General features: G+C 69.0%; 17 protein-coding genes and 1 pseudogene. All 18 read right to left on the reverse strand.

Going from position 1 to position 16,552, the window contains the following annotated elements:
* Positions 1-6: 6 nt before the first annotated feature.
* Complete coding sequence (locus QEG98_RS24745; RefSeq protein ID WP_090494263.1) at positions 7-747, reverse strand: TlyA family RNA methyltransferase; 741 nt, start codon at positions 745-747, stop codon at positions 7-9.
* Positions 744-1,094, reverse strand: coding sequence for a transketolase C-terminal domain-containing protein (locus QEG98_RS42165; RefSeq protein ID WP_410477836.1), 351 nt, complete (start codon positions 1,092-1,094; stop codon positions 744-746). Before QEG98_RS42165 ends, QEG98_RS24745 begins: the two co-directional genes overlap by 4 nt.
* Positions 997-2,490, reverse strand: a complete 1,494-nt coding sequence (locus tag QEG98_RS24750) for a 1-deoxy-D-xylulose-5-phosphate synthase (RefSeq protein ID WP_410477837.1) — start codon at positions 2,488-2,490, stop codon at positions 997-999. Before QEG98_RS24750 ends, QEG98_RS42165 begins: the two co-directional genes overlap by 98 nt.
* Positions 2,490-3,383, reverse strand: coding sequence for a farnesyl diphosphate synthase (locus tag QEG98_RS24755; protein ID WP_316563072.1), 894 nt, complete (start codon positions 3,381-3,383; stop codon positions 2,490-2,492). The genes QEG98_RS24750 and QEG98_RS24755 overlap by 1 nt, the downstream gene beginning before the upstream one ends.
* A 17-nt stretch (positions 3,384-3,400) precedes the next feature.
* Complete coding sequence (locus QEG98_RS24760; RefSeq protein WP_026113988.1) at positions 3,401-3,781, reverse strand: PleD family two-component system response regulator; 381 nt, start codon at positions 3,779-3,781, stop codon at positions 3,401-3,403.
* A gap of 24 nt (positions 3,782-3,805) precedes the next feature.
* Entirely contained in the window at positions 3,806-4,162 is a 357-nt protein-coding gene (gene xseB, locus QEG98_RS24765) for an exodeoxyribonuclease VII small subunit (protein ID WP_316563073.1), read from the reverse strand.
* A gap of 42 nt (positions 4,163-4,204) precedes the next feature.
* Positions 4,205-5,919: pseudogene (gene xseA, locus QEG98_RS24770) on the reverse strand (exodeoxyribonuclease VII large subunit).
* Positions 5,916-7,664, reverse strand: a complete 1,749-nt coding sequence (locus QEG98_RS24775) for an FHA domain-containing protein (protein WP_090494273.1) — start codon at positions 7,662-7,664, stop codon at positions 5,916-5,918. The pseudogene xseA and the gene QEG98_RS24775 overlap by 4 nt, the downstream one beginning before the upstream one ends.
* Before the next feature lie 27 nt (positions 7,665-7,691).
* Positions 7,692-9,146, reverse strand: a complete 1,455-nt coding sequence (locus QEG98_RS24780; RefSeq protein WP_316563074.1) for an FHA domain-containing protein — start codon at positions 9,144-9,146, stop codon at positions 7,692-7,694.
* Between the two features lie 6 nt (positions 9,147-9,152).
* Positions 9,153-10,043: a type II secretion system F family protein gene (locus tag QEG98_RS24785; protein ID WP_011554642.1), complete on the reverse strand. Its 891-nt coding sequence runs from the start codon at positions 10,041-10,043 to the stop codon at positions 9,153-9,155.
* Between the two features lie 10 nt (positions 10,044-10,053).
* A complete protein-coding gene (locus tag QEG98_RS24790) occupies positions 10,054-10,899 on the reverse strand; it encodes a type II secretion system F family protein (protein WP_140793401.1) in 846 nt (281 codons plus the stop codon).
* 41 nt (positions 10,900-10,940) lie between these two features.
* The gene (gene cpaB, locus QEG98_RS24795) at positions 10,941-11,756 is read right to left on the reverse strand and encodes a Flp pilus assembly protein CpaB (protein WP_011554644.1); all 816 of its coding nucleotides are present in this window, start codon (positions 11,754-11,756) and stop codon (positions 10,941-10,943) included.
* 203 nt (positions 11,757-11,959) lie between these two features.
* Positions 11,960-12,691, reverse strand: a complete 732-nt coding sequence (locus tag QEG98_RS24800; RefSeq protein ID WP_090494280.1) for a hypothetical protein — start codon at positions 12,689-12,691, stop codon at positions 11,960-11,962.
* Between the two features lie 116 nt (positions 12,692-12,807).
* Positions 12,808-13,554 carry a hypothetical protein gene (locus tag QEG98_RS24805; protein ID WP_316563075.1) on the reverse strand — a complete coding sequence of 249 codons (747 nt, stop codon included), beginning with the start codon at positions 13,552-13,554 and terminating at the stop codon, positions 12,808-12,810.
* Complete coding sequence (locus tag QEG98_RS24810) at positions 13,551-13,778, reverse strand: hypothetical protein (RefSeq protein ID WP_011554647.1); 228 nt, start codon at positions 13,776-13,778, stop codon at positions 13,551-13,553. The genes QEG98_RS24805 and QEG98_RS24810 overlap by 4 nt, the downstream gene beginning before the upstream one ends.
* Positions 13,775-14,584 carry a hypothetical protein gene (locus QEG98_RS24815; protein WP_316563076.1) on the reverse strand — a complete coding sequence of 270 codons (810 nt, stop codon included), beginning with the start codon at positions 14,582-14,584 and terminating at the stop codon, positions 13,775-13,777. Before QEG98_RS24815 ends, QEG98_RS24810 begins: the two co-directional genes overlap by 4 nt.
* Positions 14,581-15,390 (reverse strand): hypothetical protein, encoded by an 810-nt coding sequence (locus QEG98_RS24820; RefSeq protein ID WP_316563077.1) that lies wholly within the window; start codon positions 15,388-15,390, stop codon positions 14,581-14,583. Before QEG98_RS24820 ends, QEG98_RS24815 begins: the two co-directional genes overlap by 4 nt.
* Complete coding sequence (locus QEG98_RS24825; RefSeq protein WP_316563078.1) at positions 15,356-16,549, reverse strand: pilus assembly protein; 1,194 nt, start codon at positions 16,547-16,549, stop codon at positions 15,356-15,358. Before QEG98_RS24825 ends, QEG98_RS24820 begins: the two co-directional genes overlap by 35 nt.
* Positions 16,550-16,552: the final 3 nt, after the last annotated feature.

A 16,552-nucleotide genomic window follows, 5' to 3' on the forward strand; every position in this document is an offset into this window, starting at 1 on the left:
GCGGACTCAGGGCCTGCTGGCGACGAGGAGTGCCTCCACGTTGCCAGCGGGCCCGGGCACCGTGGAGTCCATCAACCCGAGGACCTCCAGGCCCTGCTCGCGGACGAACGCTGTCACCGTGTCGATGGCGTCCTGCCTGGCAGCGACATCCCGCACCACGCCGCCCTTCCCTACCCGGTCTGGCCCCACCTCGAACTGAGGCTTCACCAGCGCGACCAACAGCCCGCCCGGCTCCAGGTACGTCAGCACCGACGGCAGCACCTGCGTGAGGGAGATGAAGCTCACGTCGATGACGACCACGCCGACCTTCTCCGGCAGGTCCTCTTCCGTGAGGTAGCGCGCGTTGACACGCTCGCGCGAGCGCACCCGCGGGTCCGTGCGCAGCTTCTCGTGGAGCTGCCCGTAGCCCACGTCAATCGCGTGGACGCGCGTGGCGCCGTGCTGGAGCAGGCAATCCGTGAAGCCGCCGGTGCTCGCGCCGATGTCCGCGGCCACCTTGCCTCGAACGTCGAGCCCGAAGCGGTCGATGGCGCCCTTCAGCTTCAGCCCGCCGCGCGACACGTAGGGAAGCACCTCGCCCTTGAGGCGCAGCTCCGCCTCCTGCGGAATCAGCGTGCCGGGCTTGTCCACGCGCTGGTCGCCCACCACCACCTGGCCGGCCAGGATGAGCGCCTGGGCCTTGGTGCGCGACTCGGCCAGTCCGCGCTCCACCACCAGCACGTCCAACCGCTCCTTTCGAGGCTTCACCGTCCGTCCCCTGCCAGCAGCGCCAGGCCCGCGCGCCGCAGGCCCGCCGCGTCCAGCCCCTGCTCCGCGCGCTGGACCCGCGCGTCCCCATGGGGAACGAACGCATCGGGCATGCCCATCAACCGGACGCGGGCCATCAGCCCGTGCGCCGCGAAGAGCTCCAGCACCGCGCTGCCCAGCCCGCCGCGCGTGGTGCCCTCCTCGGCCACCACGACATGACCGGACCGGCCGGCCTCCAGCAAGGCGGCCTCATCCAGAGGCGAAGCGCAGCGCGCATCCAACACGCTCCAGCCGGGCTCGCCCCGCGCGGCCTCCAGCGCGGCGATGCCCAAAGGCCCCAACGTCACCAACGTGAGCCGGGGCTGCTCCGCGCGAAGCAGCCAGCGAGCCCCCGCAGCGGCACCTCACCCGCGCCCAGTCCTTCGGGCAGGGGCGGCAGCGTGCCGCGTGGGAAGCGGATGACGGAGGCGTGCGGCGCCGCCAGGGCGGTGTCCAGCATGGGCGCCGGTCCTCCCCCACCATGGGCGACCACAGGTGCAGGTCCGGCAGCGGGCGCAGGGACGCCACGTCGTAGGTGCCCTGGTGCGTCGCCCCATCCGCGCCCACCAGCCCCGCGCGGTCCACGGCGAAGACGACGGGCAGGCCCGGCAGGCACACGTCGTGGATGATCTGGTCGTACGCGCGCTGGAGGAAGGTCGAATAGATGCAGCACACCGGCCGCGCGCCGGCCATGGCCAGCCCCGCGCTGAAGGTGACGGCGTGCTGTTCCGCGATGCCCACGTCGTGCACCCGGTCCGGGAAGCGCGCCTTGAGCGCGTTGAGCGCCGAGCCCTCCAACATCGCGGGAGTCACCGCAACCACCCGTGGGTCCCGGGCCATGGCGTCTTCCAGCACCGCCGCGAAGGCCTCGCTGAAGGTCCGCTGGCCACCGCGCGAGCGCACCAGCTTGCCGTCCCGCCACTCATACGGGCCCATGGCATGTCCACGCGTCTGCGCGTCGGCCTCCGCTGGCGGAAAGCCCTTCCCCTTCAGCGTCAGCGCGTGCACCACCACCGGCCGCGACGAGGCACGGGCCTCGCGCAGCGCGCGAATCAGCGCAGGCAGGTCGTGCCCATCCACCGGGCCCAGGTAGGTGAAGCCCAGGCCTTCGAAGAAGTCGCGCGCCTCGCGGGTGCGCAGCAGCGCGGGGATGGCCCCCACGTTGGCGCTGATGGACATCTGGTTGTCGTTGAGGACGACGACCAACGGCAGGGAGCTCCCCCGCGTTGTTGAGCCCTTCAAATGTAAGGCCCCCGTGAGGCCGCCGTCGCCCAACACCGCCACCACGTGGCCCCGGTGCCCCTGCTGCCGCCGGCCCTCCAGCACGCCCAGCGCCGCGGACACCGCCGTGCATGAATGCCCCGCGAGCAGCGCGTCGTGAGGACTCTCCCGCGGGTCCAGGAACGGCGCGATGCCGCCCGCGTGCCGCAGCGTGTGCATGCGGTCACGCCGCCCCGTGAGGAGCTTGTGCGCGTACGTCTGGTGCCCCACGTCGAACAGCAGCGCGTCTTGGGGCGAATGGAACACGCGGTGCAGCGCGACGATGAGCTCCACCGCGCCCAGGGAGGCCCCCAGGTGGCCTCCCACGCGGCCGCAGATGGAGATGATGTCCTCGCGCAGTTCCTGGCACAGGAGCGGCAGTGCCTCCTCGGGAAGTGCGCGGACGTCCGAAGGCGAGCCGATGCGTGACAGCAACTCCGACATTAGGACTTCCGCTCCACCGTGTAGCGCGCCAACGCCGCCAGCGGCCCGTCCTCGCCCTCCAGGGGGCGCACGGCCGCGATGGCCTCGGCCACCTTCTGGTCAGCCAGCTTCCGCGACGCCTCCAGGCCCACCACCGCCGGAAAGGTGAAGCGCCCGGCCGCGGCGTCCGCGCCCGCGGGCTTGCCCAGCTCCGCCGCCGTGGCCGTCACGTCCAGCACGTCATCGGCAATCTGGAAGGCCAGCCCCACCGCGTCACCGTAGGTGTCCGCGCGCGCCAATGCGTCCGCGTCTCCACCGCTGGCCAGCACGCCCATGCGGCACGCGGCCCGGATGAGGGCGCCCGTCTTCATGCGGTGCATCCGGATGAGGTAGTCCAGCGCGGACGGCCGGTCCTCGGCGGTGTCCAGCACCTGCCCGCCCACCATGCCCGCCGCGCCCGAGGCCACCGCCAGCTCCCGGCACAGCGCGGCGCGCATGCTCTCGGGCCCACTGGCCACCAGCGTGAAGGCCTCCGTCAACAGCGCGTCCCCCGCGAGGATGGCCATGGACTCACCGTACACCTTGTGGTTGGTGAGCCGGCCCCGGCGGTAGTCGTCGTTGTCCATCGCCGGCAGGTCGTCATGCACCAGCGAGTACGTGTGCACGTACTCCAGCGCGCACGCCGCGTCGCCCGCCACCGCGGACACGGCGCTTCCGCGCGCCACGAGGTCCGCGAAGGCCGTGCAGAGCACCGGGCGCAGGCGCTTGCCGCCGGCCAGCAGGGAGTAGCGCATGGCCTCCGCGAGCTGCGGCGGCGTCCCGGAAGGCCCGAGCCGCGCCACGCGCTCGTTCAGCAGGGCCTCGACGCGCGCCTGCTGAGCGGCCAGGAAGGAATTCAGTTGAAACGTTGCCACGAGCGTCCGTGCTCCTCTTATGGAATCTGCGCGGGCACGAGCTCGCGAATGCGGCTGACGAGCTTGTCCATGTCCAGCGGCTTGACGAAGTAGTCCGCGGCGCCCACCGCCATGCCGTGCCGCTTGTCCTCGGGCTCCCCGCGGCCACTGATGAAGATGACGGGGATGTCCCGGAACTGCTCGTTCTTCTTCACCGCCCGGCACAGCTCGAAGCCGTCAATCCAGGACATGTTGACGTCCAGGAGGATGGCATGCGGCCGGTGAAGCTGGAGCGACGCGATGAGCCGCAGGCCGTTGGCCGCCATGGTGACGGCGAAGCCCTCGTACTCCAGGGCCGCCGCCAGCAGCTCCCGCGTGTCGCGGTCATCATCGACAATGGTGATTTTCAGCTTCGACATGCCGGAATGGACGCGCCCGAGCACCTAGAACGGGACGTCATCCTCCGGGGGCGGGCGGGGAGCGGGGGCCCGAGGGCTCGCGGGCGCGGGTGCCGCCGGACGCGCGGCGACCGCCAGGGGCGCCACCACGTCGTTTCCGTCCTCGTCCAGCAGGAGCTGTTCGATGCGCTGCTCCGCCTCGGTGAGCAGCTTCTCACCCCGGCGCACCAGCCGGATGCCTTCCTCGAAGGCCTTGAGCGAGTCCTCCAGGGAGAGATTGCCGCTCTCCAGCCGGCCCACCGTCTCCTCGAGCCGGGAGACCACGTCCCCGTACTGCTCGGGGACCTCGGCCTCCGCTACCTTGTCCGCCTTGGGCGCCTTGTCCGACTTCGCCACTTCCATCCACCTCCCCGCATGGGGCGCGGGACTCTAGAGGGTGGCCCGTCAGCAGTCCACCGGCCCTTTCACCGCCGTGACGGTGGCTTCGATTTCTTCACATCCCCCGAGCGACTTCGCCCCGTTCGACGCGAGCTTCAGCCCCAGGCGCTCTCCCACCTGGACATCCGCGCCCGTGCGGACCACCGCGCCATCGCGCTGGCGGAACACCACCGAATAACCACGGGACATCACCTTCAACGGACTCATGGCGTCCAGTCGTCCCTCCAGACGCTGGAAACGCTTCTGCGCATCCGCCAGGGCCCCCTGCTGGAGCGCCAGCAGCCGCGCCCGGTGCGCGGCCAGCCGGGCGCGCTCGCGGGACACCTGGGCCGCCGGTGACGCCCTCTCGAGCCCCAGCCGTGCCGTCGCCAGCGCCCCGTGCCGCGTCGCCACACCTGCGCGCACCGCCTCCGACAGCCGCATGGCCAGCTTCAGCAGGTGCGCCCGCTGCTCACCCAGCCGTGCCTGGGGGCGCGCCCGCTGCAGCCTCTCGGTCAGCGACCGCAGCTCCTCGCGGTGCCCCCGCACGGCGGGCCGCAGCACGCGCATCATCGACTCCACCTGCTCGGACAGGTGCAGCCGCTGGTGGTTGATGGCCCGCCGAGGGTCCTCCAGCCGCGACGCGAGCTGTCCTTGCTCCTCGCGCAGCTCCAACACCCGGCGCTCCATGGCACGCCGCAGACGGCCCGCCTGCGTGGCCAGCGTCAGCTCCAGGTCGGCCAGCACCGGCGCCAGGCGCTCCGCCGCGGCGCTGGGCGTGGGCGCGCGCAGGTCCGCCACGAAGTCGGAGATGGTGAAGTCGATTTCGTGGCCAATGGCGGACACCACCGGCACCGGCGAGGCGAAGATGGCGCGCGCCACCCGCTCCTCGTTGAAGGTCCAGAGGTCCTCCACCGAGCCACCGCCGCGCGTCACCACGATGACGTCCACGTCCGTGCGAGCCAGCCGCTCGATGGCGCGAGCCACCTCCACGGCGGAGCCTTCGCCCTGCACGCGCGCATCTGCTACCAGGACGCTCTGCCGCGGGTTGCGCGAATGCAGCACGCGCAGGAAGTCCTGGAGCGCCGCGCCGGTCCGGCTCGTCACCACGCCAATCCGCCGAGGCAGGTAGGGCAACGGCCTGGGGGCCGCACACGCCCGGGACCAATGAGTCCCTCCTGGGCCAGTCGCTCCTTGAGCTGCTCGAAGGCCAGCGCCAGCGCGCCCTCGCCCACCGGCTCCAACCGCTGGACGATGAGGCTGTAGCGGCCCTGCGGCTCGTACAGGTCCACGCTGCCTTCGGCAATCACCTCCATGCCGTCGCGCAGCGCGAAGCGCAGGCGGGCCGCCATGGAGGCCCACACCTTCGTGTCGATGGCCGCGCCCGCGTCCTTCAGCGAGAAGTACCAGTGGCCGCGCGCGTTGGGCCCGCGAAAGCCCGTCACCTCGCCGCGCACGATGACGCGGGCGAAGCGCGACTCCAGCGTCTGCTTCAGCTGGCGGGTCAGCTCGCCCACCGACAGCACCACGCGCTCGGGCTTGGGCGGCGGAGGCGGCGCGCCCTCCATCGGCCCCAGCAACGAGGTGCCGTCCTCGTCCACCGGAGGCGGCGGAGGCTTCGGCGGCGCCGCGGCCTTCCGCGCCGCGCCAGCCGCACGAGGCGTGGAGGCGCCACTGCCAAACAGGTCTCCCTGCTGGCCCACTGGCGGCAGCGTGCCGCCTCCCACCTTGCGCCGGGTCATCGGGACAGCTTCTCGACCCAGGTCTTCGCCTTCTCGTGGTACTCGTCATCCGGCGGCGTCATCGCCACCACGTCCTTGAACTTGGGCAGTGCCTCCTCGGGGCTCCCGTCCTTCAGGGAGTAGGCCTGGAGGTAGACGTCCTTCGCCTTCGCCTTCAGCTCACTGATGATGTTGGTGGCGCCCGCGTGCCCGGGGTCTGCCTGCAACGCCTTGCGCGAGTAGTCCATGGCGCGGCTCCACTGCCCCGCCGCCTTCGCGGCGGTGGCGCCCTTGTAGAAGATGGTGGCCGCCCGCGTCCCCGCGTTGCGCGCCATCTTGCTGGGACGGCCGCCGGTGATGTCCTTGTCCAGCGACATCAGCTTCGACAGGCCCCGAGCGTCCAGGTCCTCCAGCCGCTTGTAGAGGTTGCCGAACTCCGTCACCTGCCCGAGCACCTTCTTGCACTGCGGCGTGCGCGCCATGCACGCGTTGAGGATGGCCACCGCGCCGGACATGTCGCCGTCGCGGAAGCGGTCAACGGCGGGCTCCCACGGCTTGGGGGCCGGCCCCTGGACCACGGGCCTGGGCGTGTCACGGACGATGATGGCCTGCGCCGCCTGCTCGTTGATGAGCTTGGCGTCGCGGTGCTCCGGGAAGGCCACCAGGATGTCTTCGGTGATGGCCTTGGCCATGTCGAGCTGGTTCTCATCCAGCAGCTTGCGCGCCTCGCGCGTGCGCGTGTCCGCGGCCTCCGACAGCGCGCGCTTCGTCGAGTTCACCTGCTCGTAGAGGAACTGGCTCTCACCCGCGCTGGCCAGCAGCGTACCGGCCTTGCCCAGCTCCTTCTTCGCCAGGGCCTCCTTGGCCGCCGTCAGCTTCTCCTGGACGGGAATCTCGCGCGCGGCGTGCCCGAGGTAGTCCGCCACGCCCGGGTACTCCGGCGCCTCGGACTGGAGCTCCTCCAGCTTCGCCTTCGCTTCGACCCACTTGCCCTCGCGCACCAGGTTCTTGGCGTCCTGGAACAGGCTGCCCAGCCGCTCCCGGTGGTTCTTGCCCTGACGGGCTTCTTCCGCGGCGACCGCCTGCTGCTTCTGGACGTTCATCCGCACCACGCCCAGGCCCGCGAACAGCACCACCACCGCGCCCGCCACCCCCAGCTTGATGAGCTTCTTCTTCTTCAGCTCCTCGGGGGTCGGCGCCGTGGCCGCCGTCGCGCGCGCGCTGCGCACGCGACCACCTTCGACGCGAGGCCCCGGACGGGGCGGCACCGCGCCGCGGCTGCCCGAGGCCGCCGGACGAGGACGCGGACCAGGGGCCGGCGCGCCGACCATCATCGTGGAGTTGGCCACGTCCTCGAAGCGCAGCTCCGTGTCGCCCAACGTGATGACGTCACCGTTGGCCAGCGGCGTCTCTTCGTTGATGGCGTCGCCATTGATGAGCGTTCCGTTGCCGGAGCCCAGGTCGCTCACCGCCCAGCCCGCTCCCGACTTCCGCACCATGACGTGCTTGCGGGACACGGAGGTGTCCGGGATGCAGATGGCGTTATCGGTCGCTCGACCGATGACGTACTCCTCCTCGGACAGGGCAAACTCCTCACCGTCCTTGGGGCCCGCGATGCAAATGAGCCGGGCTGCGGCGGAGACGGGGGCAGGCGCGGGCCGGGCGGACGTCCTGCGCACGGCGGGACGGGACCCGGTCCCACCCGAGGGCGCCCCGGAAGGGGGCCGGCGGCGTGCCGGAGGGGAACCGTTGGACATGCGAATCACCGACTTCCTGTCGAAGTGAGCACGCGCCTACAGCTCGTGCTCGTAAGCCAACTGCAAACCTAGATTGTGGCAGCGATGCTCGGCCGTAGGGAAGCGTCGACCCATTTCCTGCAACGCGGCCCGAGCCGTCCGCGCATTCCGGTACTGTACGCTGCGTTGGAAATCGAGCAGCAGCTGGCTGCACTTGTGGTCCAGCTCGGTTGCCACCTCGCCGAGCTGGAAACGCACGTCCTGATAGATGTCAGGCTTGGTGTCCAGCGCCTCCAGCGTCACCCAGGCGAAGCGGTACTGCTGCCACGCCTTGAAGAGGTTCTCCGCGCCGACGTCGCGCGACTCATAGAACCGGGCGCCCGCGGTGACGTACTGACGCGCCTTGGCCAGGAGCTCGTCTTGCGGCAACTCCGGCACCGGGATGATTTCCAGGCGCAGGTTCCACACACGCCAGGTGTCCCGCCCCGGCGGGTTGCGGACATTGTCGAAGACGATGGAGTTGAGCTCACCCCGCTTCAGCGCGGAGGGCGGGAGAATCTGCTCCAGCCCGCGCTCCGCCACCGCGTTCACGTCCGGCGGCACCCAGCCCACGTCCACGCCGTTGACGACCAGCGCCACCTCCTCCTTGGAGATGCCACTGGCCATGTAGTGGACCACGGCCACCGCCCGCGTCGGGGTGACGAACTGGAAGGCGAACGACTTGTGCTCCGGGTTCTCCCACGTCACGCCCTCGCCCACCCCGAACGAGTCTGAAATCACCTCGAAGCCCAGGTCCTCCGGCTCCACGCCAGACGCCCGGCCTTCGCCCTTGGGCATGAAGAAGACGGCCAGCACGCCCACCAGCGCCAGCACCAGGCCGCCTCCGACCGCGCCCACGCCCAGACGCGCCGGCTTCGACAGCTGCCCCCACCACAGGAGCAACCTGCCCGCCTGACTGCCCGCGAGCTCCCGGCGACGGCGTGCGCGCTCCGCCGCCGTCTGCCCCGCGCCGGGCTCGGCCTTCGCCACGGCGGCGGTGCCCGGACGCACCGGAACCACCGCGGGCCGCTGCGCGGTGGGATGGCCCTCCGGCAGCACGATGCCGCTCTCGGCGGGAATGGGGTCGTTGAGGCGGATGGGACGGGTGGCGTCCGGGTCCAGCGCGGGGACCGGGTCGCCCCGGCGGATGGGCCGCGTGGCGTCCTCGTCCCCCTCCGGCGGCACCCAGACGAAGGTGAACTCGACGGGGCCCACGCCAATCTTGTCCCCATCCCGAAGCTGCTGCTCACCCGACAGCAGCCCACCGTTGAGAACGGTGCCATTCGAGCTGCCCATGTCCGCGACGAAGTACTTGTCGCCGCGGAGCACGATGCGCGCATGCCTGCGCGACACGCCGTGGTCGTGCAGCACCAGGTCGTTCTCCGAGGTGCGGCCGATGTTGACCTCGGCCGCCTCGAAGGTGAGCTCCCGTCCCTGCTGGAGCCCCTGCGTGATGGTCAGGAGGATGGGCACGGGGCGCTACCCCGCGACGTTTCCGAACATGAACTGGAACACGATGGGCCCGAACAGCACCATGAACACCGTGGGGAAGATGCACGCGATGAGCGGAAAGAGCATCTTCACCGGCGCCTCGCCGGCCAGCTTCTCCGCGCGCTGCGTGCGGTCGATGCGCATCTGCGTGGACTGGATGCGCAGCACCTTGCCCAAGCTGGTCCCCATCTTGTCCGCCTGGATGAGCGCGGTGACGAAGGTGGTCAGCGGCGGCAGGTCCACGCGGACAATCATGCTCTTGAGGCCTTCTTCACGCGTCTTGCCCATCTTCAGCTGCTTGAGCACCAGCTGCAGCTCCTCGCGCAGCGGCCCCGGCTTGCCCTTCTCCACCACCTTGGCCAGCGCCGCGGTGAAGTCCAGGCCGGCTTCCACCGACAGCGTCAGCAGGTCCAGGCTGTAGGGCAGCGCGCGGCTGATGAGCAGGTGGCGCTTCTTCACCTGGTCGTTCAGCCACATCAGCGGGTAGTACATGCCGAAGAGCAGGAACAGCGGCGCCCACACCAGGCTCACGCCGAAGCCGTTGAGCAGGATGAGGCCCATGATGAGGCCCACCACCGCGCTGACTTCCTGCAGCGCCATGATGTCCTCGGGCTTGTACGCCTGAGGCTCACCCGCCTTGATGAGGTTGCGGCGCGCCTTGGCCTCATAGCCGGGCCACATGAAGCGGCGGTTCATCGCGCCCAGGCGGCGGATGGCCACCGAGCCAAAGCCCTTCATGCCGCCCGTGGACTCGTCACGGACCTCCGACAGGAAGCGCTCCAGCATCGTCTGGTACAGCCCCAGGCCCAGGAAGCCCACGGCGCCCGCGAAGAGGAGCGCCGAGCTGCCGATCAAGATTGGCGTCAGGACATCGTCCACGGTGCACCTCTCAGATATCGATGTTGACGATGCGCCGGATGATGAGGATGCCCATCACTTCCATGATGGCGATGATGATCACGAGGATCCAACCGAAGATGTGGTCCATCATCGGCTCCATCAGGTCGGGCCGCATGTAGTTGAGCACCATGCCGAGCACACCGGGCATCGCCGCGACGATCCACCCCTGCAGCTTGCCCTGCGAGGTGAGCGCGTCGATCTTGCCCTCCAGACGGAAGCGCTCGCGGATCACCGTGGAGATCGTCTCGAACATCTCGGCCATGTTGCCGCCGAGCTGACGGGCGATGTTCGTGGACACGACGACCAGCTCCAGGTCGTCACTGCCCACGCGGCGGCCCATGTTGATGAGCGCCTCCTCCAGCGGAACACCCAGCTTCACTTCCTTCACGAAGAGCCCGAACTCCTGCGACAGCGGCGGCATCGCCTCGCGCGCCACGTGCTCGATGGCCTGGGGGAACGTGAGACCGGCCTTGAAGGCGTTGGCCATGGCCTGCAGCGCGTCCACCAGCTGCACGTTGAACTTCTTGATGCGCCGCTTCCGGTAGTGCTTGACCATCAGCATCGGCAGGAAGAAGCCGAACACCGTGGCCACCACCGCCAGGATGGGGTTGAAGATGATGTACGACAGGATCCCCAACAAGCACATGCACGCGATGTTGAGGATCAACATCTGGCGTGGATCGATGAAGAGGAACATGTCGCTCAAGTCGTTCATCGACTTGGCGACGTAGCGCTCCTGGTACTGCTCATACGCCTTCGACAGGACGCTGAAGATCACCAGGCTGAAGAAGAAGACCGAGCCGGTGACGAGGAGGAGGACGATTCCAGCAAGCATGTGCGCGCTTCCCTAAGAGCGAGGGTGGACGACGCACGCCATCACGGCGCGCCAGCGCCCGCGGCCCGCTCGGCACCGCCCTTGATGATCTGGATGATTTCGCGGCGCTTCTGCTCCAGCACGCGGGTGCGCTCACCCGACAGCAGCGTGCTGATGGTCGCGCGGCCACGCTCCTCGATGAGGTCCACGTCGTCCTCGTTGCGGAGGCTGAGCGTCAGCTGGCCGAGCTCCACCGCGAGCACCAGGATTTCGGCCTCTTCCGGCAGCACCATCAGCGAGATGTTGTTGTACTCGCGCTGGTTCTCCGGGATGAGGTTCACGTTGGTGGTACCGGTGATCTTGCCCGTGGCCACCACGATGACGTTCTGGAGCAGCGTCACGGCGACGTTCTCGTCCGTCTGCGGGTCGCGGAAGGTTCCAATCACGTCCACGTGGTCATTGGGGCGAATCCAACCGCCCACCGACGTGGTGTGCTTCGCCTCGATGGTGAGGGCGCGCGCCTTCTTCTGCACCTTCGACGACAGCCGCTCGGCGGCCTTGGTCGTCTCGAACTGGCTCCACAGCAGCGGATCACCCGCCTGCAGCGCGACCAGCACCTTCTGGTTCACGATGTAGGACGCGGAGTCCGGACGCACCACGGAGGACGTCACGAACTGCTCCGGCACGGAGCGCTGAGAGATCATCTCGAAGGTGATGACCGTGCCTTCAGGGACGTCCTGCGCCGCCACGACGACGGGCACCAGGTTCCATCCGCGGCGGACATCCGCCTCCTTCTTCTTGATGGCGGAATACGCGATGACGCCGGCCAACAGGCCCAGCACAAGCGCGACGACGAGCGGAGTCTTGCCCTTCAGCATGGTTCAGAAACCTCCAGAACGGGGGGGAGCCGTTCGGCGGCGATGATGGAGTCCGAAGTGGAGTCCAGAGCAGGTGTTGGAATACAGTGCAGTGCAATCAGCGGATGGCGCGCGATGTTAGCCGTGCGATACACCGGGTGTCAAAACCACCTCTCGCGACAGCTCTGTATCGCGCGCAATCCGGGACCTGACATCGTACCGCGTCAGAGGTCGTTGATGGCGTCGCGGTCCGGCGTCGTCAGGCCGCGGCCCTCGGTGATGCTATAGAGGGCGTTCTGCACCACGCCCACGTCCTCGGCGCTGTCGATGACCTTCCCCTCGAGGAGCCGTAGCAGTTCCTGCAGCGCGTCATCCGACGTGATGGGGCCGACCGCGTAGGTCATGAATTCGTTGGAGGGGTCCCGCTCCTTGTTCAGGCAGTACATGTAGAGGGGGACGATATAGGCGTTCTCCTCCACCCCGCCGTCCGGGGTACCGGCATCGTCCCGCCCGCCGGGCCCCGGGGGGGTGGGCGGAACGACGAGGATGGTGCGCTCGATGAGCAACCCGTTCTGGCCGCGTCCCTCGGAGGTGGACACGACGACGAGCCCCGGGGGGAACTCCACTTCGACAGGCGACCCGGTGTTATTGCGGAGAGGCACGCAGACGCGGACCAAGGCGCCCGAGCCCTGTGACTCCACACTGGCGTTTTCGCACTCGCCGGAGACCTCGGCGGCGCCGCGAAGGGTGCCGGCGAAGCTGACGCCTTCGGGGAGGGAAAGGGGCGTACCCTGCGGCACGCCGTCGTCCTCGCCCAGGCCGGGGCGGAACACATTCACGCCCGCGTCGAATCCGGTGGGGGGCGGCGGTTTGTTTCCGTCACCGCCGTCGCATGCCAGTACCCCTGCCCCGACTGCCGCCGCGACGACCAACCACTTCCATGCCGCCTGCGCCATTGCGCGCTCCTTCCGTCAATCCAGGACGACCCACCGGCCGGGACCGCCGCGTCATGAGGTCTGGCGAGACTGGCCGAGTCTCTAGGAACCCGCAACCTTGCTGAGCGCGCGAGGTGTCAGGGAGTGGGCGGAAACGTGGGCTGCGCAGGCGGCGGAAGGTCCGGGTTGTACAGGCCTCGCAGCACCAGCGTTGCCCCCTGGTCATCCTTGAGGAGCGCCGGCTGGCCCTGGTGGAGCCCCACCAGCCGCACCGAGAAGCCCACGCCATCCGGCGTCACGTGCACCGCGAGCTGCCCCGGCACGAGCGGGTCCGGCACCGCGCTCTCGGAGGGCAGCCAGGCGACCTGGGGATGAACGGGGAGGAAGGCGCGCGTGTACACCCGCACCTCGCTGGCGCCGGACTTCTGGAGCGCGGCGCGCCACGCGTCCTGCGACCGAGGCGTCTCTCCATGCGACTGGAGCTCGTGCACCATCAGCAGGTGGACGCGCCGGGCCACGCGGAGCAGCTCCAGGTTGGCCGCCACGTCGGAGCGGGACTGCTCCAGCCCTTGCGGACGACCGCCGGCGAGCGTGGCCATGACGCCGAGGAGGATGACGCCGGAGGCCCACAACGGCGCGGACCGGCCGCGCACCAGCTCCCAGCCCAGGCGTGCCGTGCCCACCGCAGCCAGCAACGAACCGGCCAGCACCAGCCAGCGCGGTGCCGCGCCCGCGTGGAAGGGCTGACTCAAGGCCTGCGTCAGGTGCGTCCACTCGGGCACGGACGCCACGCCCACGCCCGCGGCGAAGGCGACGAACAAGACGGCGTGCACCAGCCGCAGCCCCAGCGGGGACGGCTGCCCCACCTCACTGCTTGCCGTCACGGGAACGGCAGGTTCAGCACGAAGTAGAAGGAGTCGTAATAAATCTGGTACGCCTCCATGAACAGGTCGATGACGTTGGACTGCCGGTCCTCCGACCAGCGGACCTTCACCGACGCGCCGATAATGAGCGCGACGACGAGAATCCAGTTCAACAGCGAGTACTCCAGCATGGCCTGCCCGCGACGGTTACGGGCGCGGGAACGCAGCGTCTTCGGGTGGTTCACGGCGTGTCCTCAGAGGTGTCGTGTCCGTGCCCGTCGTCCGCGTCGCCGGGCAGGTCATCGAGTATAGCATCCGCGTACTCCAGCTTGATCTTCGGCGCGTCTGGAGCGGGGATGCGCATGCGGGGTTTGGCGTCGATTCCGTACTCCGCCACTTCCATGGCGTGACCGATGCCGGGAATCTCAATCTTGGCCAGGTTCAGCAGCGGAATCTCACGGCTGAGCCACATCCGCTTGATGACGGTGTTCTTCAGGACGACCTCGACGGGGACGGCCGCCACGGTGCCTGCCAGCGTCATCAACCGGGACTCCTTGCCCGAGCGCGTCGTGGGCTTCACGCCCTTGGGCAGCGGCGCTTGCTTCTCCGGCGGTGCGGACTGAGCCTTCTTCGCGTCCGCCTCCTCCTGCTTGAGCACGTGCTGGAGAGCCTCGTCCGAATACTCCTGGGGTTGGCCGAAGCCCGTGCCGATGTAGAGGCGGGAGATGGCGTCATAGCGAATCTCGTCGCCCTCCCGAGCCACCAGCATGCGCATCTGCGCGAGCGGCGACTTCATGGCCGGATGGGTCCCCGCCTCCATCTCCACCCACACCGCGTCCCGGCCCTCCTTGTCCTTCTCCTCCCCCACCACCGCCAGGCGCCAGTAGTAGACGCGCAGGCCGCCGCCGTTGAAGCGGTACGTCACCCAGTCGCCCAGCCGGGCCGGGCGGGCGCCGCGGGACATGTGCTGCACCAGCTCCCGCGCGGGATTCGCCTCCACGCGGACCGGGAACGCCAGCACGACCGCGGCCACCACGAGCAGGGCCCTCACTTCGCGCCCTCCTTCTTCTGGGCCTGTTCCCGCTCGTAGGCCTCGCGGCTCTGGCGCACGGCATCGTCGTTGGGCACCGCGTCCGGCCGGTCCGAGCCAATCCACATCTGGACCACGGCGGTGACACCCTCCTCCGCGGGCGACAGTGTCGTCACCACCTGCTCACCCTTGCGGGCGTGCTCCATGGTCAACTGCGTGCCGCCGCCCATCTTGAGCGCGGACTGCCGCACGGGCGCGTAGCCGCGGCGCTCCAACTCCGCGTTCACCTGCTGCTGCACCTTCGTCAGCTCTCCCGTCACCAGCGTGGTACGGCTCTGCGAGCCACCCGGGTCATCTCGCGTGGCCAGGTCCTGGCTGTAGAGCGCGCCTTCCAGCGCCACCAGCCCGGGCGCCGGCTTCTTGGGGGGACGCACCCACAAGTCCCGCAGCGCGGTGAAGCCCACCGTCTTGCCCAGGTGCTTGCGCAGCACGACGCCGCGCTGGAGCCCCTCGCGGGTATAGAGCGCCGACACCACGCCCTCGTCCTGCATGTCCCCTTCCACCACGGTGGGGTAGCCCTCTTCCTGCCACTTCCGGGCGAAGTAGGCGGCCACCTTCTCCATGGGGTCCGGCGTCGTGAAGTACGCGAGGCGGTAGTACTCCCCGCCAATGACCAGGTCGTTGCCGATGCGCGTGTGGATGGTGCCCGGATAGACGGGGAGCTCCTGTTCCGCGGCTGCTGGCGCGGAGGCCAACAACGCGAACAGGAGCACCGACCGGAGGGCCCCTCCCCTACTCGCAGGGGATCTTGAGGTCTTGCTCGTCATTCTGCGTGGACTCCGGGCGGGCATCCGGGTCAGTCGGGTCGTCCGCCATGGCCCGCTTGCATCCCATGTAGAACTCGCCACGGGCGTTGAAGACCTTGATGTAGTTGCTGTTCGCGTACGTCATCTCGTCGCGGAATGGCGCGGTGTCAAAGCAGTTGGGCCGTTCGTGGTCGGTCAGCTCGAAGCGGCGCTTGTGCATGACGTGGAGGCCGCTGCTGGCCTTCGCATCATACTGGGCAAGGCCGGTGCAGTCGCCCTTCTGCGAGGCGCCCACGCCGTAGTTCCGGGACACCACGAAGGTCCCCAGGAAGTTGGGGAGCACCGAGGCGACCACATCGAGGATGGCGCCAATGCCCAGGCTGTCCAACGTGGAGGCGAAGCCCAGGAACACCATCCGATCCACCTGGCGGTAGAGGCCGTGGGGCTGGCTGAGGGAACCACCGGTGTGCTGACCGGCGCGGCGGCCACGGATGATGGCGTCACCGCCGTCCGGCATGTGCCAGCCGTTGGCGTACATGGAGTACTTCGACTTGAGCCGCAGGCTGCCCAAGTCGCGCCCGCCCATCATGTTCTCTTTGAAGAAGCCGCCGTTGCCACCGCTCTTGTCGAGGTACCGCGTCGGCAGGATGACGTTCTCGTAGTTCATCTCGACTTCGGATTCGACCCAGCCCTTGTTGTTGAAACCCCACTGGTTCAAAACCCATCCCATGCCGTTGTTCAACGGGCTGAGGATGGCGCCCGCCAGGCCGCCTCCTTCGCTGGTACTCGGGCGGCTGAGCATCCCACTCTCGAGGAGCGCGATCTCCTTGTTGGAGATGGTCGCCGTCACGTCCGTGTAGCGGGCAATGAAATTGCCGCCAGTGCCGTTGGGCTCCACCGAGTCCATGTCCTTGTAGCGCTCGACGAACTCCTTGTGCGCCTCCCGGCGGGCGTCCTCGAAGGCGTCATCGTGCTTGCCGTTCGCGAAGTCGGAGAGCGCGTAGCTCGTCATCTCCCAGACGGCGTAGCGCGCCGCCTCCTGGAGCTTGAGCTTCGCCCTCACCAACTCCGTGAGGTACATGCTGAACATCAGAATCATCACGAGGAGCGGCACGGAGAGCGCGAACTCGACCGTAGCGGCACCTCTTGAGCGCGAGCGCATTTGGAGACGGGCACGCATGGC

The organism is Myxococcus sp. MxC21-1, assembly GCF_032612255.1.
In the GTDB taxonomy this organism is placed as follows: domain Bacteria; phylum Myxococcota; class Myxococcia; order Myxococcales; family Myxococcaceae; genus Myxococcus; species Myxococcus virescens.

Excerpts from the sequence above, each read along its gene's own strand:
- QEG98_RS24790 (WP_140793401.1), bottom strand. The coding sequence starts at position 10,899 with ATGCTTGCTGGAATCGTCCTCCTCCTCGTCACCGGCTCGGTCTTCTTC.
- QEG98_RS24760 (WP_026113988.1), bottom strand. The coding sequence starts at position 3,781 with ATGTCGAAGCTGAAAATCACCATTGTCGATGATGACCGCGACACGCGG.
- QEG98_RS24800 (WP_090494280.1), bottom strand. The coding sequence starts at position 12,691 with ATGGCGCAGGCGGCATGGAAGTGGTTGGTCGTCGCGGCGGCAGTCGGG.
- xseB (WP_316563073.1), bottom strand. The coding sequence starts at position 4,162 with ATGGAAGTGGCGAAGTCGGACAAGGCGCCCAAGGCGGACAAGGTAGCG.
- QEG98_RS24820 (WP_316563077.1), bottom strand. The coding sequence starts at position 15,390 with ATGACGAGCAAGACCTCAAGATCCCCTGCGAGTAGGGGAGGGGCCCTC.
- QEG98_RS24750 (WP_410477837.1), bottom strand. The coding sequence starts at position 2,490 with ATGTCGGAGTTGCTGTCACGCATCGGCTCGCCTTCGGACGTCCGCGCA.
- cpaB (WP_011554644.1), bottom strand. The coding sequence starts at position 11,756 with ATGCTGAAGGGCAAGACTCCGCTCGTCGTCGCGCTTGTGCTGGGCCTG.
- QEG98_RS24825 (WP_316563078.1), bottom strand. The coding sequence starts at position 16,549 with ATGCGTGCCCGTCTCCAAATGCGCTCGCGCTCAAGAGGTGCCGCTACG.